The 17,970-nt window shown below is 70.5% G+C and carries 21 protein-coding genes, 3 tRNA genes and 1 other RNA gene; 2 read left to right on the plus strand and 23 right to left on the minus strand.

Translation table 11 applies throughout. The annotated features are described in order from the left end of the window. Positions 1-12 precede the first annotated feature (12 nt). From VFX14_22045 to VFX14_22065, 5 genes are read right to left on the minus strand one after another with little or no spacing between them, the layout of a single operon-like run. On the minus strand, positions 13-537 hold the full coding sequence (locus VFX14_22045; GenBank protein ID HEU5192381.1) for a molybdenum cofactor biosynthesis protein B: 525 nt from the start codon (positions 535-537) through the stop codon (positions 13-15). A 12-nt stretch (positions 538-549) separates the two neighbouring features. Then, on the minus strand, positions 550-876 hold the full coding sequence (locus VFX14_22050; GenBank protein HEU5192382.1) for a Rieske 2Fe-2S domain-containing protein: 327 nt from the start codon (positions 874-876) through the stop codon (positions 550-552). Next, positions 873-2,189, minus strand: a complete 1,317-nt coding sequence (locus VFX14_22055; GenBank protein ID HEU5192383.1) for a heterodisulfide reductase-related iron-sulfur binding cluster — start codon at positions 2,187-2,189, stop codon at positions 873-875. The genes VFX14_22050 and VFX14_22055 overlap by 4 nt, the downstream gene beginning before the upstream one ends. A gap of 4 nt (positions 2,190-2,193) precedes the next feature. After that, positions 2,194-3,531 carry an FAD-binding oxidoreductase gene (locus VFX14_22060; protein ID HEU5192384.1) on the minus strand — a complete coding sequence of 446 codons (1,338 nt, stop codon included), beginning with the start codon at positions 3,529-3,531 and terminating at the stop codon, positions 2,194-2,196. A gap of 39 nt (positions 3,532-3,570) precedes the next feature. Then, the gene (locus VFX14_22065; protein ID HEU5192385.1) at positions 3,571-5,043 is read right to left on the minus strand and encodes an FAD-linked oxidase C-terminal domain-containing protein; all 1,473 of its coding nucleotides are present in this window, start codon (positions 5,041-5,043) and stop codon (positions 3,571-3,573) included. Positions 5,044-5,128: 85 nt separating this feature from the next. Here VFX14_22065 and VFX14_22070 point away from each other — a divergent pair, with 85 nt between their 5' ends. Together VFX14_22070 and VFX14_22075 are read left to right on the plus strand one after the other, a co-directional pair. Next, positions 5,129-6,034 carry a CHAD domain-containing protein gene (locus VFX14_22070; protein HEU5192386.1) on the plus strand — a complete coding sequence of 302 codons (906 nt, stop codon included), beginning with the start codon at positions 5,129-5,131 and terminating at the stop codon, positions 6,032-6,034. After that, positions 6,031-6,444 carry an NUDIX hydrolase gene (locus tag VFX14_22075; protein HEU5192387.1) on the plus strand — a complete coding sequence of 138 codons (414 nt, stop codon included), beginning with the start codon at positions 6,031-6,033 and terminating at the stop codon, positions 6,442-6,444. The genes VFX14_22070 and VFX14_22075 overlap by 4 nt, the downstream gene beginning before the upstream one ends. Before the next feature lie 12 nt (positions 6,445-6,456). Here VFX14_22075 and VFX14_22080 read toward each other — a convergent pair whose 3' ends face one another. The 18 genes from VFX14_22080 to VFX14_22165 form a co-directional block, all read right to left on the minus strand. Continuing rightward, positions 6,457-7,152: an ROK family protein gene (locus VFX14_22080; protein HEU5192388.1), complete on the minus strand. Its 696-nt coding sequence runs from the start codon at positions 7,150-7,152 to the stop codon at positions 6,457-6,459. Then, positions 7,152-7,226, minus strand: a tRNA-Asn gene (locus tag VFX14_22085). The genes VFX14_22080 and VFX14_22085 overlap by 1 nt, the downstream gene beginning before the upstream one ends. Before the next feature lie 42 nt (positions 7,227-7,268). Continuing rightward, positions 7,269-7,496 (minus strand): hypothetical protein, encoded by a 228-nt coding sequence (locus tag VFX14_22090; GenBank protein HEU5192389.1) that lies wholly within the window; start codon positions 7,494-7,496, stop codon positions 7,269-7,271. Positions 7,497-7,504: 8 nt separating this feature from the next. Then, complete coding sequence (recR, locus tag VFX14_22095) at positions 7,505-8,107, minus strand: recombination mediator RecR (GenBank protein HEU5192390.1); 603 nt, start codon at positions 8,105-8,107, stop codon at positions 7,505-7,507. Then, positions 8,107-8,421 (minus strand): YbaB/EbfC family nucleoid-associated protein, encoded by a 315-nt coding sequence (locus VFX14_22100; protein HEU5192391.1) that lies wholly within the window; start codon positions 8,419-8,421, stop codon positions 8,107-8,109. The genes recR and VFX14_22100 overlap by 1 nt, the downstream gene beginning before the upstream one ends. Continuing rightward, positions 8,418-10,118, minus strand: a complete 1,701-nt coding sequence (dnaX, locus tag VFX14_22105; protein ID HEU5192392.1) for a DNA polymerase III subunit gamma/tau — start codon at positions 10,116-10,118, stop codon at positions 8,418-8,420. The genes VFX14_22100 and dnaX overlap by 4 nt, the downstream gene beginning before the upstream one ends. A gap of 19 nt (positions 10,119-10,137) precedes the next feature. Continuing rightward, an RNA gene (gene ffs, locus VFX14_22110) (signal recognition particle sRNA large type) lies at positions 10,138-10,402 on the minus strand. A 34-nt stretch (positions 10,403-10,436) separates the two neighbouring features. Next, a tRNA-Ser gene (locus tag VFX14_22115) sits at positions 10,437-10,526 on the minus strand. Between the two features lie 40 nt (positions 10,527-10,566). Then, positions 10,567-10,658: transfer RNA gene (locus VFX14_22120), tRNA-Ser, on the minus strand. 96 nt (positions 10,659-10,754) lie between these two features. Continuing rightward, positions 10,755-11,081 (minus strand): hypothetical protein, encoded by a 327-nt coding sequence (locus tag VFX14_22125; protein HEU5192393.1) that lies wholly within the window; start codon positions 11,079-11,081, stop codon positions 10,755-10,757. A gap of 68 nt (positions 11,082-11,149) precedes the next feature. Then, positions 11,150-11,332 (minus strand): hypothetical protein, encoded by a 183-nt coding sequence (locus tag VFX14_22130; protein HEU5192394.1) that lies wholly within the window; start codon positions 11,330-11,332, stop codon positions 11,150-11,152. A gap of 14 nt (positions 11,333-11,346) precedes the next feature. Beyond that, positions 11,347-11,862 (minus strand): hypothetical protein, encoded by a 516-nt coding sequence (locus VFX14_22135; protein ID HEU5192395.1) that lies wholly within the window; start codon positions 11,860-11,862, stop codon positions 11,347-11,349. A 23-nt stretch (positions 11,863-11,885) separates the two neighbouring features. Further along, the gene (locus VFX14_22140) at positions 11,886-12,581 is read right to left on the minus strand and encodes an LrgB family protein (protein ID HEU5192396.1); all 696 of its coding nucleotides are present in this window, start codon (positions 12,579-12,581) and stop codon (positions 11,886-11,888) included. Continuing rightward, on the minus strand, positions 12,578-12,946 hold the full coding sequence (locus tag VFX14_22145; protein HEU5192397.1) for a CidA/LrgA family protein: 369 nt from the start codon (positions 12,944-12,946) through the stop codon (positions 12,578-12,580). Before VFX14_22145 ends, VFX14_22140 begins: the two co-directional genes overlap by 4 nt. Positions 12,947-13,107: 161 nt before the next feature. Further along, on the minus strand, positions 13,108-14,448 hold the full coding sequence (locus VFX14_22150) for a sigma-54 dependent transcriptional regulator (protein HEU5192398.1): 1,341 nt from the start codon (positions 14,446-14,448) through the stop codon (positions 13,108-13,110). A 5-nt stretch (positions 14,449-14,453) separates the two neighbouring features. Then, positions 14,454-14,828, minus strand: coding sequence for a response regulator (locus tag VFX14_22155; protein HEU5192399.1), 375 nt, complete (start codon positions 14,826-14,828; stop codon positions 14,454-14,456). Then, complete coding sequence (locus VFX14_22160; protein ID HEU5192400.1) at positions 14,825-16,732, minus strand: ATP-binding protein; 1,908 nt, start codon at positions 16,730-16,732, stop codon at positions 14,825-14,827. Before VFX14_22160 ends, VFX14_22155 begins: the two co-directional genes overlap by 4 nt. Beyond that, positions 16,732-17,871, minus strand: coding sequence for an extracellular solute-binding protein (locus VFX14_22165; GenBank protein ID HEU5192401.1), 1,140 nt, complete (start codon positions 17,869-17,871; stop codon positions 16,732-16,734). Before VFX14_22165 ends, VFX14_22160 begins: the two co-directional genes overlap by 1 nt. Positions 17,872-17,970: the final 99 nt, after the last annotated feature.

The following is a 17,970-nucleotide window of genomic DNA, read 5'->3' on the forward strand; positions in this document are numbered from 1 at the left end:
GCCGCCGCCGCGCTAGCGGTTGACTTCGCGGAGCAGGTGGCCCAGCTCGGGAATGATCAGCTTCTCGAGCGCGAGCCGGCAGGCATGCGGCGAGCCGGGCAGCGAGAAGACGAGGCGCCCCTGCACCACGCCGGCCTGCGCGCGCGACATCATCGCGGCGGCGCCGATTTCTCCGTAGGAGAGCATGCGGAACAGCTCGCCGAAGCCCGTGATGCGCTTGGTGAGGAGGGCCTCCACCGCCTCGAACGTGGAATCGCGCGAGGTGATGCCCGTCCCGCCGGTGAGGATGAATACCTGGTGGTCGGGCTTGATCAGGCCCTCGCGGATCACCGCGACTACCTGGGTGGGCTCGTCGCGCACGATGCCGTGGCCGACCACGGTGTGGCCGGCGGCGGTCAGGAGCTCGCGGATCAGGTTGCCGCTGGTGTCGTCCTTCGGGGTCTTCGAGTCCGAGATCGTGAGCACAAAGCAGCCGGCGGTCTTGTGGCCGGTGCTCCGATGCTCCTGGGCAACCTGATCGGGTCTCGGGTCCGCCATGCGCGCGTGGCCTCAGTCCGCGGGCTCGAGGTACACCGCGCCGTCCTCCACCGTGGCCCGGTAGCCCGGCACGCGCTCGCCGGGGATCGTCATGCAGACCCCGGTGCGGAGGTCGAACTCCCAGCCATGCAGCGGGCAGGTGACGATGTCGCCGTCGAGCCAGCCGTCGCAGAGATTGCCGCCCTGATGCGGGCACTCGTTGCCGATGGCGAGGATCTCGCCGTTCGGGCCCGAGCCCTCCGCGCCCCGCCGGTACAGGAACACGTCGTTGCCGTCGACCGTCACCAGCACGGGCGTGAGCGGCGGCAGGCTGGCGAGGTCCATCACTTTCGTCTTCATCTATATGCTTCGTCGAGCAGCTCCACGATGTGGAGCACCTGCACGGGCTTGCCCCCGCCCTGGGCCAGCCCCTGCGCGATCTGGATGATGCAGCCCGGGTTCGCGGTGACCACGGCGTCGGCGCCGGTGGCGCGGATGTTCTGGACCTTGCGCTCCTGGAGCCGCGTCGCCATCTCGGGCTGGGTGAGATTGTACGTGCCGGCGGAGCCGCAGCACCAGTCGGCCTCGCGTAGCTCCACCACCTCGAGCCCGGGGATCTGGGCCAGGAGCTTCCGAGGCTCCTTGCGGATCTTCTGCCCGTGGACGACGTGACAGGGGTCGTGATACGTAATTTTTCGCCTGACGGCGGCGAGGGGTCCGCGCAGGGGCTCCCGCGCGAGGAACTCCGACACGTCGCTCACGCGCGCGGCAAAGCGCGCGGCGCGCGCGGCCCATGCAGGATCGTCCGCGAGGAGCGCGCCGTAGGCCTTCATGTGGGCGCCGCAGCCCGACGTGTTCACCACCACCTGCTCCACGCCGGCCGACTCGAAGGCCTCGATCGTCTTCTTGGCCTGCTCGAGCGCCGTCGTGTGCTCGCCGCCATGCGCGTGGAGCGCGCCACAGCAGGTCTGGGTGCGCGGGGCCACGACCTCGACGCCGTTCTTGGCCAGCACGCGCGCGGTGGCACGGTTCTGGGGGCCGAAGGCCACCTGCTGCACGCAGCCGGTGAGGAGCCCCACGGTGACGCGCTTCCCGCCCTCGGCGCGGATGACCTCGGGCAAGGGCGCCCGGTCGGCGCGGGAGGGAATGTGCGGCAGTAAGGGCTCCCACGCGGGGAGCGGCGACGGGAGCAGGCGGACGATCCCCGTGGCGCGGGCCAGGCGCTGAAGCCCACTGACCTGATAGAGGCGGAGACCGGCGGCGGCGAGCGAGAGCAGGCGTGGGTGCGGCAGGAGCACGCTAAAGTTCACCCAGCGGAAGAGCCGGCGCAGCACGCCGCCCGGGCGCTGCCGCTCGACGTCGGCGCGCGCCGCCTCGATCAGCTGGCCGTAGGGCACGCCCGACGGGCACACCGTCTCGCAGGCGCGGCAGCCCAGACAGAGGTCCAGGTGCGCGGCGGTCGACTCGGTGAGGGCGATGCGCCCTTCCGCCATCGACTTGATGAGGAAAATGCGGCCACGCGGCGAGTCCATCTCCGTGCCGAGCAAGGAAAACGTCGGGCAGTACGCTAGGCAGAGGCCGCAATGCACGCAGCGGTTGACCCCCTCCACGTCGTGGCCGTGCAGGGTGAGCGGGCCCGGCGGCGCGGCGAGGGTCTCGCTGCCGTGCGCCATGCCGTCAGATCCCTCCCACGAAGCGGCCGGGATTCAGGATGCCGTTGGGATCCAGCTCGGCCTTGATCCGCTGCATGATCCGAAAGGGCGCCCCGGGCGGCTCCCACACCGGCACGCGCTCCTTCACCGCGAGAGGCGCCCACTCGAGCATGCCGTGGCCTCCGGCGTCGCGGACCAGCGCGCGCCAGTCACCGAGGGTCGCCGCCACCGTCGTCGCCGCGATCTTCGCCTCGGCGCCCGCGCCGAGCACGGCGGTGATGATCCCGACCGCGGCATGCGCGGCAAAGGCCGCGTTGAGCCCGTGGCGGCGCGCGATGTCGCCGCCGTGCTCCACGAGATCGGCGACCTGGGTCGGCAGCGCGCCCCAGGTCATCACCGCGGTGGTCTCGGGGAATGCGCAGCGCGACAGCTCGCCCACCGCCTGCCAGGCGCCGTCCCGCTCCGCGCCGTCGAGGGCCCGCGTCTCGACCCGGGCACCGGACGCGAGCAGCCGCGCCAGCTCGGCACTCTGCCACTCCACCTGCTCCGGCAGGCCGTCGAGCCCGACCAGGAGGGCGGCCCCCTCGCGGCCGCCGAGGCCCAGCGCGCGCATGGCCTCGGCGTCGAGCAGATCCACCGCCGAGGGGATGAGATCGGAGGCCATGATGGCCCGGGCGCCCTGCCCCGCATCCTTCACGCGCTCGAAGGTCGCCACGATCAGGCGGTCCATGTCGGGGCGCGGCCGGAGCTTGAAGGTCGCCTCGACGATCACCCCGAGCGTGCCGAAGGAGCCGATGGCAAGCTTGGGCAGATCGTAGCCCGCCACGTTCTTCACGACCTTGCCGCCGCCGCGCACGATGGAGCCGTCGGCCAGCACCATGGTGAGGCCGATGAGGAGATCGCGCGCCGTCCCGTAGAGGTGCCGCCGCGGCCCGGACGCATTGCTGGCGAGGACACCGCCGAGGGTGCCCTGGCGCGCGTGCGGCGGGTCCAGCGAGAGCCACTGGCCCCGCTGGCCCAGCGCGTCCTGGAACGCCCCGAGGGTCATGCCCGCCTCGGCGGTGGCCGTCAGATCGGCGGGCTCGTGCTCGAGTAGCCGATCGAGCCGCTTGAGCGAGAGCACCAGGCCCGGCCGCGCCGGCGGCATGCCCACCGAGATGCGGGTGCCACTCCCCCACGGGGTCACCGGAATCCCGGCGGCGTCCGCCGCCGCCAGCACGCCCGCGACTTCCTCCTTGGTGCCGGGGAACACCACCGCCTCGGGCGTCCGGCCCTCGAGGACATAGGGCGAGCACTCCACGCCGGTCAGCACATGGCGCTCGCCGACGAGGGCAGTGAGGCGTCGGATCAGCTCGGCGTCCATTGCGAGGCCGCTACGAGGGGAGGTCGCGCCGCGCCCGCGCTAGAAGCGCTGAGCGAGGCCTTTCTCTTCGATGGGGTGCGGGCGATACGCGATGCCCGCCTCGCCGCAGGCCTTGCGGCTCGGGAACATCTTGCCGGGATTGCAGAGCCCTGACGGGTTGAAGGCGTGCTTGAGCCGGCGCATGCACTCGATGTCGGCGCCCGAGAAGATCAGCGGCATGTAGTCCGCCTTCTCGAGCCCGATCCCGTGCTCGCCCGAGATGGAGCCGCCCACCTCGGCGCAGACCCTGAGGATGTCGCCGCCCGCCGCCAGCACGCGGGCCTCGATGCCGGGCTCGCGCGGGTCGTAGAGGAGGTTCGGGTGGAGATTGCCGTCGCCGGCATGGAAGACATTGCCCACCCGGAGACCATACGAGGCGGCGATCTCGTTCACGCGGCGGAGCACGTAGGGCAGCTTGCTGCGCGGGATCACCCCGTCCATGACCATGTAGGCGGGCGAGATGCGGCCGAATGCCCCGAAGGCGGACTTGCGCCCCTTCCACAGGAGCTCGCGCTCCTCGGCGTCGCGCGCCACCCGCACGTCCCGCGCGCCCGCCTCGCGGCAGGCCTCCATGATGCGCGTGGCCTGCTCGTCCATGCCGGCGGCGATGCCGTCCACCTCGATGAGGAGCGCGGCGGCCGCGTCCCGCGGGTAGCCGCAGCCGAAGGCGTCTTCGACCGCCTCGATCGTGAGGTGATCGATCATCTCCATCGCAGCGGGGATGAGGCCGCGGGCGATGATGGCCGACACCGCGTTGGAACCCTGGTCGATCTCGTCGAACACCGCCAGCACGGTCTTCACGGCCTGGGGCTTCTTCAGGATGCGCACGATGATCTTGGTGGCGATGCCGAAGGTGCCCTCGGAGCCCACGAAGAGGCCGGTGAGGTCGTAGCCCTGCGGGTCCCGGGTCTTCCCGCCGATCCACATCAGCTCGCCGTCCGGCAGCACCACCTCGAGGCCCAGGACGTGGTTGGTGGTGACGCCGTACTTCAAGGTATGGGGGCCGCCCGAGTTGTTGGCGATGTTTCCGCCGATCGTGCAGGCCTGCTGGCTCGAGGGATCCGGCGCGTAGTAAAAGCCGTTGGGCCCGACCGCCCAGGAGAGGTGGAGGTTGACCAGGCCTGGCTCCACCACCGCGTACTGGTTCGCGTAGTCGACCTCGAGCACCCGATTCATCCGCATCAGCGAAATGACGAGGCCGCCCTCGGCGGGCAGGCACCCGCCGGACAGCCCCGTGCCGGCGCCGCGAGCCACGAAGGGCATGCCCTCGCGGTTGGCGAGGCGCACGAGGGCGGCCACGTGCTCGGCAGTTTGCGGGAATGCTACGAAGTCGGCGAGCGCGCGGAACAGCGTCAGGCCGTCCGACTCGTAGACCAGCAGCTCGTCGGGGTCGGAGAGCACGGCTCCCTTGCCGAGGAGGGCTTCCATCTCCCGGCGCAGGGCCGTCTTCCGCTCGGGGGTCAGCGAGGCCATCGATCGATTATAACTCCGCGGCGGGGGCGAGGCGATGGGCCCGCCGAGCCGACGAAATCCGTCCAGACTTTTCACGGAGCGTGCGATGCTGAGGACGATGATGCCGGAAGCGATCGTCGACGAGGTCGCGCTGGCGCCGGGCGGCGAGGCGCGGGATCGCGTCATCGAGCTCCTGCGCGAGCAGATCGATGCGCTTCGGGACGCCGAGCCGGGCGTCCGTGTCGGCCGGGATCCCGAGGAGGTTCACAAGATGCGCACCGCCGTCCGGCGGCTGCGCGCCGTCCTCGGCGCGGTGCGGGACATGTTCGAGCCGCGCTGGCTCGCCCGTCTCCGGAAGGAGCTCGACTGGCTCGGCGAGACGCTCGGCGCGCGCCGCGACCTCGACGTGCTCTATGAGCACCTGCGCGCCGAGGTGGCCCCGCTCCGCGCCGGCCGCGTGGCCGCCCGGCACATGCTCGAGCGCCTGGACCGGCAGCGCATCCGCGCCGGCGAGCGGGCGCGTGACGCCGTCGAGGGCCCACGCTACGCCCGCCTGCTCGAGCGGCTGCGCGCGGGCGCCGAGCATCCGCCGGTGGTGGATCCGGACGTCTCGCTGCCCGAGGTCGCCGCGCGCGCGTTCAAGAAGCTCAAGAAGGCGGTCGAGCAGCTGCCCGACAAGCCCGCCGACGCCGAGCTGCACAAGGTGCGGATCCGGGTGAAGCGAGCCCGCTACGCCGCCGAGCTGGCCGAGCCCATGGCCGGCAAGCCGGCGCAGCGCTTCATCAAGCGGGCCAAGAAGCTCCAGGACGCCCTCGGCGAGCATCAGGACGCGGCGGTGGCCGAGCAGCGGGTGCGCCGCCTTCTCCGGGCCGAGCGGAAGCCGCTCGCCGTCGCGCTCTCGAGGCGGCTCGTGGACAAGCAGCGCACGCGCCGGCAGGAAGCACGAGCCGAGTTTCTCGACGCCTGGCCGGGGCTCGAGCGTCGCGGCCGCAAGGCCTGGAGGAACGCCTGAAGACCCGGGCGACGACGCGCGCGGCCGGTGGCGTGATCTACCGCCAGAACCGCCGCGGCGACACCGAAGTCCTCCTCGTGCACCGGTCCCACCGCGAGGACTGGACCTTCCCCAAGGGCAAGCTCGAGCTGGGCGAGACCCACGAGGCCTGCGCCCTCCGCGAGGTCTGGGAGGAGACGGGTCTCCGCTGCGCGCTCCAGGAGGAGATGCCGAGCGTGTCCTATCAGACCCGAAAGGGCAGGCGGAAAATCGTCCGCTACTGGATGATGGTGCCGGTGTCGGGCGTGGCCCAGCCCCGCAACGAGATCGACGCCGTCCGCTGGGTGTCTCTCGACCGCGCCTTCGAAATGCTCACGTACGAGCGGGACCACGTCCTGCTCGCCCCGTTCGCCGTCCTCGCCCGCTCCTGACGCGGACCCCGCTCAGTCCTTCCAGAGGGCGGCGCCGCCGCGAAGCCCGGCCTCGTTGTCGATGAGGCTCACGTCGGGATCGAGCTCGAGGCGGACCTTCCGCGCGTTGCCTCCGCCGATGTAGAGGTGATCGAAGGTGGTGAGCCTGCGCAGCATGCGGATGGCCTTCTTCAGCCGGCGGTTCCACCGGCGCAGGCCCACACGGCGTAGGGCATCGTTGCCGAGCTGCTCCTCGTAGGTCTCGCCCTTGCGGAAGGGATGGTGCCCCAGCTCCAGATGGGGCGCGAGCCGGCCGTCGAGATAGAGCCCGGTGCCGAAGCCGGTGCCCAGCGTGATGACCATCTCGACGCCCTTGCCCTTGATGGCGGCGAGACCCTGCATGTCGGCGTCGTTTGCAACCCGCACCGGCTTGCCAAGGGCCTGCCGGAGGGCGCGGGCCAGATCGTAGCCCTTCCACCCGTCGTGGTCGAGATTGGCGGCGGTAAAGACACGGCCCCCCCGCACCACGCCCGGAAAGCCGACAGCCACGCGCTCGTAGCCGCGGAGGGGCGCGACCAGGCGCACGAGGGTCTGGACGACCTGCCGCGGAGGCTGGCCCACCGGGGTGTCCACGCGGAGGCGGGGAACCATGAGTTTCCCGGTGGCGTCGATCAGGGAGGCCTTGAGGCCGGAGCCGCCGATGTCGATGGCGAGGACACGGCGAGGAATGGCTCCCCGAGTAGGACTCGAACCTACAACCCCCCGGTTAACAGCCGGGTGCTCTACCATTGAGCTATCGGGGAGTGCGCGGGCCGCACTGATCCGGAACCTTTTTATATCACACGCTAAGGCCGGTGAGTGGGCCCCGGCTCCCCCCGGGTCTCGGCCGCGTCGATGCGCATCCGCTCTTCCAGGGCCGACTCCCCGGGCCGCGCCTCGAGGCCGAGCCGATCGCGGACCGCGGCATCGCGCCGGAACTTGCGGATGAGCTCCGCGAGCTCGATGACGAGCCAGCACGCGAAGAAGATCAGCGTCGACCAGAAGAACACGCCCATGATCACCTGGTTCTGCATGGCGGGAGCTATCCCATCTCCTTCCGGCCCTCGAGGGCCTTGCTGAGGGTCACCTCGTCGGCGTACTCGAGGTCGCCGCCGACCGGCAGCCCGCGGGCGATGCGGGTGATGCGCACGCCGAGAGGCCGCAGCAGCTTGGCGAGATAGATCGCGGTGGCCTCCCCCTCCACGCTCGGGTTGGTGGCGAGGATCACCTCGTCCACCGACTCGGCCTCGAGCCGGGCGAGCAGCTCGCGCACCTTGATGTCCTCCGGCCCGATCCCGTCCAGCGGTGAGAGCGCGCCGAGCAGCACATGGTAGCGGCCCTTGAATTCGCCCGTGCGCTCGAGAGCGAGGAGATCGTTCGGCTCCTCCACCACGCAGAGGCTGCGGGCGTCACGCGCGGGATCGCGGCAGATGCGGCAGGGGTCGTGCTCGGTGACGTTCCAGCAGCGCGTGCAGTGCACGATACGGGTCTTGAGCTCGGTCAGCGCCACCGAGAGCTCGTTGACCTCGTCGGCGGGCCGCTTGAGCAGGAAGAAGGTGAGCCGCTGCGCGGTCTTCGGCCCGACGCCCGGCAGTCGCTGCAGCGCCTCGATGAGGCGCGCGACGGGCTCGGGGAAGTAGGCCATCACATTCCGAGGCCGGGGATCTTGAGCCCGCCGGTGAGCTTGCCCATCTCGGTCTGCATCATCTCCTTGGACTTGCGCAGCGCCTCGTTGCAGGCGGCGAGGACGAGGTCCTCGAGCATCTGGCTGTCCTCGGGGTTGATCACTTCCTTGTCGATCTTGATTGCGACGATCTCCTGCATACCGTTGGCGGTGACGGTGACCATGCCGCCGCCCGCGGTCGCCTCGACCTGCTTCTTCGAGGCCTCGGCCTGAAGCGCGGCCATCTGGGCCTGGAGCTTCTGGGCCTCCTTCATGATGTTGCCGAAGCCTTTCACTGGCCTTCTCCTTCCTGAGGCTCGTCGGGCATGCGCGGCCGCACCGCCACGATCTCCGCGCCGAAGGCCGCGCGTGCGGCCTCCACGGCGGGATGCGCGGCGGCGCCGGTGGCGGGCGCGGACTCGGCGGTGAGCTCGAGGCGGCGCGCGCCGGGCACGTGCTCGGCGATGACCTGGTGAATGAGCTCTCGGTTGGCGCGGTCGGCGAGCAGCTCCTGGTGGAAGCGGCTGGCGACCAGGTTGACGGCGAGCGCCCCGTCGCGCACGACGATGGGGGTGGCGTGCTGGAGCACGGAGCCGAGCAGGGCCTTGCGCGCGAGGACGGCGGAGACCACGCGCTGCCAAGCCTCGCCCAGATCGTTGGCCGGGGCCGCCGCAGGCGCGGGCATCTCGGTCCGGGGCTGAGGAGCGGGCGCGGTAGCCGGACGACTCGCCTCACCCTGCCCTCTCCCCTGAGGGGGGACGGAGGAGGGACGGGGCGCGGGCGAGTCCAGCAGGCTGCCCTGCGTCGACGCGGGCCGCGCGGGGACGACGCCGGCGGCGCCGCCGGCGCGCAGACGCTTCTCCGCCTCCTCGACCTTGCTGATCAGCGCGTCAATGGCCTGGGGCTGCGGACGGCGCGTCGCCCGCACCGCCGCGATCTCGAGCTCGATGCGCGGATACGGCGAGCGCCGCATCTCCGCCTGGCTCTCCAGGAGCACGCGGAGCAGATAGACGAGGTCGTCCACGCCGGCAGGCTCGGCGACGGCCGCCAGCTCCTGCGCTTCCGCGGGCGTCAATTCGGCGGGCGGCGACGCCGGCGCCACCTTCACGACCAGCAGCCGCCGCAGCATCTCGACGACGTCGCGGCAGAACCCGTCGAGGTCTTCGCCCTGCCGCGCGGCGCGGTCGATGGCCTCGAGGGCGGCGGCGGGATCGCGCCCGAGCAGCGCGCCCGCGAGCGCCCGCACCTGCACCGGCGAGGAGGTGCCGAGCAGCCGCGCCACACTCGCCTCCTCGAGCCGCCCCTCGCCATATGCGATGGCGGCGTCGAGCAGCGAGAGCGCGTCGCGCAAGCTGCCTTCCGCCGCGCGGACCAGCAGGGGGAGCGCGGCCGCGTCGAACTCCACCTTCTCCTGGGTCAGGATCTCGATGAGGCCGCGCGTGAGGAGATCGGCGGGGATGGGCCGGAAGTCGAAGCGCTGGCACCGCGACAGCACGGTGGGCGGGATCTTCTTGGGATCCGTGGTGGCGAGAATAAACACCACGTGATCGGGCGGCTCCTCGAGCGTCTTGAGGAAGGCGTTGAACGCCGGCCCCGAGAGCATGTGCACCTCGTCCACGATGTAGACCTTGAAGCGGCCGCGCGCGGGCGCGTACTTCACGTTCTCCCGCAGCGTACGGATCTCCTCGACGCCGTTGTTCGACGCGGCGTCGATCTCCAGCACGTCCACCGGCGCGCTCGCGACGAAGTCGAGACACGAGGGACATTTCCCACAGGCCTCGGGCTCGGTGCTGCGCCCCGTGCATGCCAGCGCCTTGGCGAGGAGGCGCGCGGTGGTCGTCTTGCCCACGCCGCGCGGCCCGGTGAACAGATACGCGTGCGCGACGCGGCCTGAGGCGAGCGCGTTGCGAAGCGTCCGCGTGATGGCGTCCTGCCCGACCACCGCGTCGAAGGCCTGCGGCCGCCATTTCCGAGCAAGCACCTGATACGTCATGTGGTTACCAAGGAAAAGACCGTGCACCCCCAATCGAACCGTCCGTACCGCGAACTCCGTCCGAAACCTGCTCCGGTCAGGTACTCCCACGGCACTCGGGAGGGGTGTCTTACCGTTGCTCCCTTCCGGGCCTGGCGGGGTTCGACACTTCCCGTCGCGTGGGGCCCAACCCTCAACGCCGTCCCGAACGACTCATTCGACACGAGCGGCCCTCAAGGGGGAGTTCGACCCCGCTGTAGCGGATTGCGGGCTACAGGGCACCGCTACCTCCCCGTCTAGCACGGCCCAGCGGAAACGAATTGCCAGCGTGAGCAAAAATGGCGGAGGGGGTGGGATTCGAACCCACGGTACAGTTGCCCGTACACGGCATTTCCAGTGCCGCACCTTCGGCCACTCGGCCACCCCTCCACACTGATCGACGACCTACGAAGGCGCGAAACGTGAAATTTGGCGGAGGGGAGAGGATTTGAACCCCCGAGGGACTTACGCCCCTATCCGATTTCGAGTCGGACGCCTTCAACCGGGCTCGGCCACCCCTCCGCGAAATGTTATCAGCATGTTGCGGCTCCGCGGTACAGAGGGCCAGTCTACCGCAGCCGCGCGGAGGGGAACGGCAAAAGTAAGGGCGCGGCGGCGCTACCGAGCGCGTGCGGAGCCCGGCGCGGCGTGAGGGTGCGCGCCGTCGCGAAGGATAGAGGCCAGTACCCCAGTCTCGTAGATCTCCTCGAGCAGCCAGAGCCCGGCGAACACGAGCAGCCACACCTCGTCGAACGCCGCGCCCAGCGCGGCGCAGCCGAGGCAGATCCCGACGATGAGGCTGCGAAGCCCGCGAATGAGCCAGAGGGCGCCGTCGTCCTCACCCGCGGCGCGGAGCCCCCGGACGATCAGCCGAATACCGCGCGTCGCGGCCCAGATCCCGCCGGCCGCGGCCAGCCCCGCCAGGAGCCACACCGCGATCTCCATGCCTTCAGCCTCACCCCGGAGCGGCCGCGCTGCAATTACTTCCGGGGTAGCCGGTGTCGGTCCAGCTATCAGCGCCGCTCGGCTGCCTCCCGCAGCTCGAGCGCCATAAGCTGCTCGTGGAGCCGGTGCTCGGCCGCCTCGAAGCGCTCAAAGGTCTGGTTGCGCGCGCGGTCGAACCGGATGCGCTCGACGAGCATGCCACCCAGGAGACCCACCAGCAGCACATAGAGCGCCAGGCCGACCGAGATCACGCGTCCCGGCGGCCTCAACGGGCGGCCGCCAGGGTCCGGATGCGCGCGGCCATCTCGGCGTCGCCCAGCGCGGCGAAGGCGTCGGCCACATGCTCGATGCCCTCGCGCGAATGCGCCGCGCGCGCATCGACCAGCGCGCGGAGATACGCCTGGCGGGCCTCGGCGCGGAACCCGGTGGGATGGTCGGACGGAAGGCGGGCGATGCGGTCGATCCGCACCGCGGCGTGTCCTACCGAGGTCATCGAGTCCCATTGCCGGGACCGCAGGGCCACGCCATAGGCCTCGCGCCACTCGAACACCGCACGGCTCATGTCCCGCCGCGCGAGGGCCTCGTCGAGCGCGGCGAGGCGAACGGCCAGCGAGCGCTCCGCCCGCGGCACCGGCGGGGCGGTGAGGGAGGCTCGGCCGGTTCCCTCGCCGCGACCGCCGGCGAGCGCGATCAGCGCGATGATGAGCGCCAGTCCCCACGGAACGAACATGGCGAGTCGGCGCCAGCTCAGCCAGTGCTGCGCCTGCCGCTCACTGATCATGACGGGCTCCTCCTGGAATGGCATTACCGCAGGATGGGAACGAGGAACGGGGCGACGCAGGACGTGAAGACCGCGGCCAGCCCCATGGCGATGCCCGCCGCCGCCCCCTGCAGCTCGCCCTCGGTGACGGCCTGCGCGGTGCCCTGCCCGTGCGAGATCGTGCCGAGCGCGAGGCCCCGAGAAAGCGGGTCGTGAATGCCCGCCACATTCAAGAGCCAGGGACCCAGCATGGTTCCAATCATCCCGGTGACGATGACGAATGCTGCAGTCAGAGTCGGGTTGCCATGGACGATCGGGGCCAGCTCGATGGCGATCGGCGTCGTCACCGACTTGATGCTGATGGACGCGCGGATCACCTCGGGCAGACCGAGCACCCGCGCCAGCACCACGGCTGCGGCCAGCGTCACGAGCGAGCCCACGCCGAGGCCGACCAGCGCGGGCAGCGTATTCCGCAATAGCGTCTGGCGGTTCTTGTAGAGCGGCACCGCGAGGCACACCGTCGCCGGCCCGAGTAGCCACACCATCAACCGCTTGGCCGGCTCGTAGTCGGCCACGCCCACCCCGCTCGGCGTGAGGACCGCGATGATCACGACGGTGCTGAAAAACACGGGCGTGGTGAGCGGCGACGGATAGCGCCGGGCGAGAACCCGGCTCAGGAGATACGCGCTCACCGTGACGGCGACGCAGAAGGCCGGGATGCCGAGCGACCGCGGGTTCATGGCGTCCTCCGCTGGCGCGCGCCCAGCACCTGGGCGATGAGGCCCGCCACGCAGATGCCCAGCGCCGCGCTCAGCACGAGCGTGAGCAGGATGGCGGCGCCATTGGCGATGAAAAGGTCGGCGAAGCCCATCAGGCCCACCGTGATCGGGATGAAGAAGAATGCGAGATGGCGGATCAAGAACGACGCGGTCGTCTCGAACCAACGGAGCGGAACGGCGCCGCTGACGAGCAGGGCCAGCAGGAACAGCATGCCGAGGAGATTGCCGGGCACTGGGAGATGGAAGGCCGACGCGGCGACGTAGCCGGCCTGATTGATCAGGAGCAAGCCCGCAATCTGCGCGGCGACGAGCGCGGCCGTCTTCATGCCCAGGGGCTATCAGCAAGCGCCGTACCACGGGGCCCGGGAGGTCGCGTGCCACGCAACCGCGCGAAAAGCGTAGTGGGCGCGCGGCAGAGCTCGCCCCGGCGGGCGCCACGCGGGGGCCGGAGCGTCGCGCTTCCGCGACGGGGGCGAGCGGATACGCTTCAGTCGATCTTGAGCGCCTTCAGCAGCCGCAGGAGATGCGTCCGGTGCACGCCGAGGGCCGTGGCGGCCGCCGCGCGATTACCCCCGCTGCGCGCGAGGGCGGCCGTGATCAGCTCGCGACGGTAGGCGTTGACCGCCTCGGGGTAGGACGGAGGCGCGGCCCGCTCCGGCGTCCCCGCCGCCACCCGGGGCGGCAAGTCTTCGCGCGCGATCCGGGGCGGGCGCCCAAGGACCACCGCGCGCTCGATGACATTGCCCAGCTCACGGACATTCCCCGGCCACGCGTACTGGATGAGGCGTTCCATCGCGTCCGGGGCGATCTCGGTGAAGCGCTTCTTGGTCTCGCGCGAGAACCGGTCCAGGAAGTGCTGGGCGAGGCCGGGGATGTCGTCGCGGCGGTCGCGAAGCGGGGGGAGCGTGATCGGCACCACGTTCAGGCGGTGGTAGAGGTCCTCGCGGAAGCGCCCTTCCCTGACCGCGCCCTCGAGGTCGCGGTTCGTCGCGGCGATGATGCGGACGTCCACCGAGATCGGCTTGGTGCCGCCGACCCGCTCGAAGTCCCGCTCCTGCAGGAAGCGGAGCAGCTTGGTCTGGAGCTCCTGCGAGATGTCGCCCACCTCGTCGAGGAGAACGGTGCCGCGGTCGGCCAGCTCGAGCTTTCCCTTCTTCAGCCGATGCGCGCCGGTGAACGCCCCCTTCTCGTGACCGAAGAGCTCGCTCTCCAGCAGCTCTCGCGAGAGACCCACGCAGTTGATGGCGATGAAGGGCGCGGCCCGCCGGTCGCTCCACTCGTGGATCGCGCGCGCGAAAACCTCCTTGCCCACACCGCTCTCCCCGAGCAGCAGAACGGTGGCGCGGCTCGCCGCCGCCTTCCGGCTCAGCTCGACCGCTTCCCCCATACGGGCGCTCGTCCCCACCACGAGGCGATAGCGCTCGTCCATGCTCTCCGTGAAGGCTGCGACCTCGCGGGCGAGGCGGCCGTGGTCGAGCGCCTTGCGGATGATCAGCGCGATGTGGTCGGGCGCGAAGGGCTTCTCGATGAAGTCCGTGGCTCCGAGCTTCATGGCCTGGACGGCCACGTCGATGCTGCCGTGCGCGGTGACCATGATCACCGGCACGTCCCACTCCCGCCGGCGAACCTCCTGCAGCACGTCGAGCCCGCTCATGCCCGGCATCATGTAGTCGAGCAGGATCAGGTCGGGGCGATACGCCTCGGTGCGCGCGAGGGCCTCGGCGCCGTCGCGAGCCCGCTCCACGTCAAAGCCCAGCTCGCGCACCTCCTGGGCGAGGAGGTCGAGGTTGAACGGCTCGTCGTCGACGATGAGGATTCGCTCTCGCATGGCGGTCACCCTCGGCCGAGAAAATGCCGGATCTTGTCCCGGAGCTCGTCTTCGTGGATGGGCTTGGCCATGTAGTCGTCGCAGCCGGCGTCGCGCGCGCGCTGCTCGTCGCCCACCATGGCGTGGGAGGTGATCGCGATGATGGGGATGTGGCGCAGCTCGGGGTGGGCCTTGATGCGGCGGGTGGCCTCCCAACCGTCCATCACCGGCATACCGAAGTCCATCAGGATCAGGTCGGGGCGCTCGCGCTCCGCCTGGGCGATGGCGTCCGCCCCGTCCACGGAGACGAGCACCGCGTAAGCGTCCTCCAGGATCTGGACGAGGAGGTCGCGGTTGAGCTCTTGATCCTCCACCACGAGGATGCGCTTGCGCGCGCTCATGCCCCCGCCCGCGCCTCGGACCGCTCGAGCACGAGCGGGAGCGTGAGGGTGAAGGTCGAACCCTTGCCGAGCTCGCTCTCCGCGACGACCTGGCCGCCGAGGAGACGGGCGAGACGTCGCACGATGGCCAGGCCGAGGCCAGTGCCGCCGTGGCGCCGGGTGCTCGACATGTCCACCTGGCGAAACTCCTCGAAGATGTACTCGAGGGCCTCCGCCGGCATGCCGATGCCGGTGTCCGACACGCGGAGCCGGAGGGTGTCGTCCGACCGGGCGGCTGAGACGGTGATCACGCCCTCCTCGGTGAACTTGGCGGCGTTGCTCAGGAGGTTCATGAGGATCTGCCTCAGCTTGTCCCGGTCGGTGAAGAGCGGCGGGAGGTCTCCGGCTACCTCGATGACCAGGCTCACGCGGTCGGCCTTGAGCATGGGCTCGATGGTGGCGGCGGTGCCCTGGACGAGCTCCCGGAGGTCGAAGCGCACCGGGTACACCTCCATGCGTCCGGCCTCGATCTTCGAGAGATCGAGCAACCCGTTGATCAGGGCCAGGAGGTGCTCGGCGCTGATGAGGACCTTCTGCAGATTGGCGTGCTGCAGCGGCGGGATCTGCGCCTCCGTCTTCCGCATCACGAGGCGCGTGAAGCCGATGATGGCGTTCATCGGGGTGCGGAACTCATGGCTCACGTTGGCGAGGAACTGGGACTTCAGGCGATTGGCCTGGTCGAGCTGCTGGTTGAGGGTCACCAGCTCCTGCGTGCGCTCGGCCACCTTGTGCTCGAGGCCGGTGTAGGCTTCCTGCAGCCGCGCGCTCATGCGATTGAACTCCGCCGCCAGCGTCGCGAGCTCGTCGCCGGAGCCGACGGGCAAGCGGAAGGCGAGATCGCCCTGGCCCACGCGCTGCACGCCCTGGCGGAGCGTCTCGAGCGGCCGGAGGATGCGGCGGGCGAGGAGCACGCTGACGACCAAGGCCATGCCGAGACCGACCAGCAGCAGCACCACGGTGCGGCGGATCGAGGCGTAGAGCGGCCGGTAGACCTCGTCGGCGGGACGCTCGATGAAGACGATCCAGTCGAGGTCCGGGACCGGGGCGTAGGAGCTGAACACCCGCTCGCCGCGCATGTTGCGTCCGAGGGTGCCCAGCGTGCCGCCCGCCCCCGCGGGATCCGCGCGCAGCGCCTGGGCGACCTGCTCCAGCGACGAGAGGTCCCGACGCTCCAGGACCAGGCCCACCTGCGGATGCGCGACGAGCTGCCCCGAGCGGCTGACGATGTAGGCGTAGCCGGTGTCGCTCGCCTCGAGCTGCGCCACGACCTGCTCGCCCACGTAGATCAGGCTCACCTCGGCCTGGAGCACGCCGACCGTCACGCCGGCGAGGATCTCGATGGGCACGGAGAGGGTCACGTACGGCTCCGAGTCACGGACGAAATGGATGGGCCCGACATGGCGCTGCGCGCCCAGCGCTCGCTGGAACCCGACCGAGTCGGAGAAGTCGCGCTTGTCCTCGGGGTGGACGGGACGCAGCCGTGAGGCGCGAGCGCGCGCCGAGCCGTCGGCGTCGAGCGCGATGGCCTCCGTGATCGCGGGCGCGATGAGCAGCAAGCGGTTCAGCTCGCCCGACAGCATGTCGTCGAAGAGCTTGCGCAGCGGCCCGTCGCGAAACCCGGGGCTCGCGGAGGCCACGTCGCGGCTCCGCGTGGCCGCCACCATCGAGCTGAAGATCTCCTGCATGAAGAGGCCGAGCTTCGCGGCCGCGTTCGACGCCGCCTCCTGCTGAAGGCGGCCGATGTTGTCCCGGATCTCGTGGTAGCGGAAGTACATCTCGGCGAGCCCGCTCGCCACCAGCCCGCCGGCGAGCACCAAAAACGAGACCAGGAAGTAGCGGCGGATGAGCTGGCGCTGGGTGACCATCACCGTCGCTTCTGATCGTTCCAGGGGGTCTCGATGTCGCGGCGGAACCGCTCGTTCACCTCGCGGAAGCGGGCGCGCGCCACGTCGTCGTCGTACACGTTGGTCACCGGCGGCTCGAAGAACGAGCGAATCCCGCCCGTGAGCTGCACCCCCATCTCGATGGTCGATCCCGGCGGGCCGTGCACCTTGTACCGCGGCATCACCGGATAGAGCCCGCGCTCCATGAAGAGCCGCTGCCCGTGCTCGGACAGGAGGAAGGCGAGAAACTCGCGCGCCGCCCGCGGGTGCCGCGCCCCCGCCAGAATTGCGAAGGGCTCGGGGGTGACGAAGGCCCCCTTGGGGGCCGCGAACTTGATGTCGAAGCCGGCGAGCTTTTCCTCGAATACGAAGTAGGACGGCACCCCGAATCCCACCGCGTACTCGCCCTTGGCCACGACGGTGGGGACGTCGCGGCTCGACGGCACGAACACGCCGGTGTTGGCGGCAAGCCGCTTGAGCCACTCCCAGCCATCGGCCTCGCCCCGGGACTGCAGGATGACTTCGTACGTCGCGTGGCTCGATGACGAGCGCGGGGGCGTGCATTGCGCCACCGCCCCCTTGAGCTTGGGGTTGAGCACGGCGTCCCAATCCCGCGGCTCCGGGACGCCGAGCTTCCGTAGCAGCCGGGGGCTGTAGGCGATGCCGTACACCTCGAGCGCCGTACCGACCCACGACCGGTTGACATCCTTCAGAGGAATCGGGCGGGGGGTCCCGATCGAGGCGGGAATCGCCTCCCAGATGTCCGGCGGCAGCTCGAGACGCGTGAGGAGCTTCTGATCCGCCAAACTATGGAAGAGCGCGGGCTCGCCGCCCCAGAAGATGTCGGCCTCCGGCTGGCCCTTCCAGCTCACGATGCGGTCGTAGGACACGGGCGTGCCCGCGCGCTGCGCGCGGGCCTTGAGCGTCACCGACCAGCGCTCCTTCGCGTAGGCCGAGAACTCCTTGAGCATGGCCTCGACGATGAACGCCGACACCGGGGTCTGGACGACCAGCTCGTCCTCGATGGGCGGGGCGGGCTGCGCGCGGAGGAGGTGAGGCGCGGCGAGAAGTGCGAGCCAGAGCGCCGCCGCCGTGACGCCGAAGAACCGAACCGTCCTCATGGAGCGCTCCAAGGGACCGCGAGACCGCGCGTGCGCGCGCGCTACATCGGCACTCACCAGAGGGGGAGTCTACCCGACGAGGGCGCGCTCGTGCTCGGC

It is taken from the genome of Candidatus Methylomirabilota bacterium (assembly GCA_035764725.1).
In the GTDB taxonomy this organism is placed as follows: Bacteria; Methylomirabilota; Methylomirabilia; order Rokubacteriales; family CSP1-6; genus DASRWT01.

Coding starts and splice junctions, on each gene's coding strand:
- recR (HEU5192390.1), bottom strand. CDS start 8,107: ATGGCCTACTTCCCCGAGCCCGTCGCGCGCCTCATCGAGGCGCTGCAG.
- VFX14_22140 (HEU5192396.1), bottom strand. CDS start 12,581: ATGAACCCGCGGTCGCTCGGCATCCCGGCCTTCTGCGTCGCCGTCACG.
- dnaX (HEU5192392.1), bottom strand. CDS start 10,118: ATGACGTATCAGGTGCTTGCTCGGAAATGGCGGCCGCAGGCCTTCGAC.
- VFX14_22150 (HEU5192398.1), bottom strand. CDS start 14,448: ATGCGAGAGCGAATCCTCATCGTCGACGACGAGCCGTTCAACCTCGAC.
- VFX14_22155 (HEU5192399.1), bottom strand. CDS start 14,828: ATGAGCGCGCGCAAGCGCATCCTCGTGGTGGAGGATCAAGAGCTCAAC.
- VFX14_22060 (HEU5192384.1), bottom strand. CDS start 3,531: ATGGACGCCGAGCTGATCCGACGCCTCACTGCCCTCGTCGGCGAGCGC.
- VFX14_22045 (HEU5192381.1), bottom strand. CDS start 537: ATGGCGGACCCGAGACCCGATCAGGTTGCCCAGGAGCATCGGAGCACC.
- VFX14_22050 (HEU5192382.1), bottom strand. CDS start 876: ATGAAGACGAAAGTGATGGACCTCGCCAGCCTGCCGCCGCTCACGCCC.
- VFX14_22125 (HEU5192393.1), bottom strand. CDS start 11,081: ATGGAGATCGCGGTGTGGCTCCTGGCGGGGCTGGCCGCGGCCGGCGGG.
- VFX14_22135 (HEU5192395.1), bottom strand. CDS start 11,862: ATGATCAGTGAGCGGCAGGCGCAGCACTGGCTGAGCTGGCGCCGACTC.
- VFX14_22055 (HEU5192383.1), bottom strand. CDS start 2,189: ATGGCGCACGGCAGCGAGACCCTCGCCGCGCCGCCGGGCCCGCTCACC.
- VFX14_22090 (HEU5192389.1), bottom strand. CDS start 7,496: ATGCAGAACCAGGTGATCATGGGCGTGTTCTTCTGGTCGACGCTGATC.
- VFX14_22145 (HEU5192397.1), bottom strand. CDS start 12,946: ATGAAGACGGCCGCGCTCGTCGCCGCGCAGATTGCGGGCTTGCTCCTG.
- VFX14_22065 (HEU5192385.1), bottom strand. CDS start 5,043: ATGGCCTCGCTGACCCCCGAGCGGAAGACGGCCCTGCGCCGGGAGATG.
- VFX14_22165 (HEU5192401.1), bottom strand. CDS start 17,871: ATGAGGACGGTTCGGTTCTTCGGCGTCACGGCGGCGGCGCTCTGGCTC.
- VFX14_22070 (HEU5192386.1), top strand. CDS start 5,129: ATGCTGAGGACGATGATGCCGGAAGCGATCGTCGACGAGGTCGCGCTG.
- VFX14_22160 (HEU5192400.1), bottom strand. CDS start 16,732: ATGGTCACCCAGCGCCAGCTCATCCGCCGCTACTTCCTGGTCTCGTTT.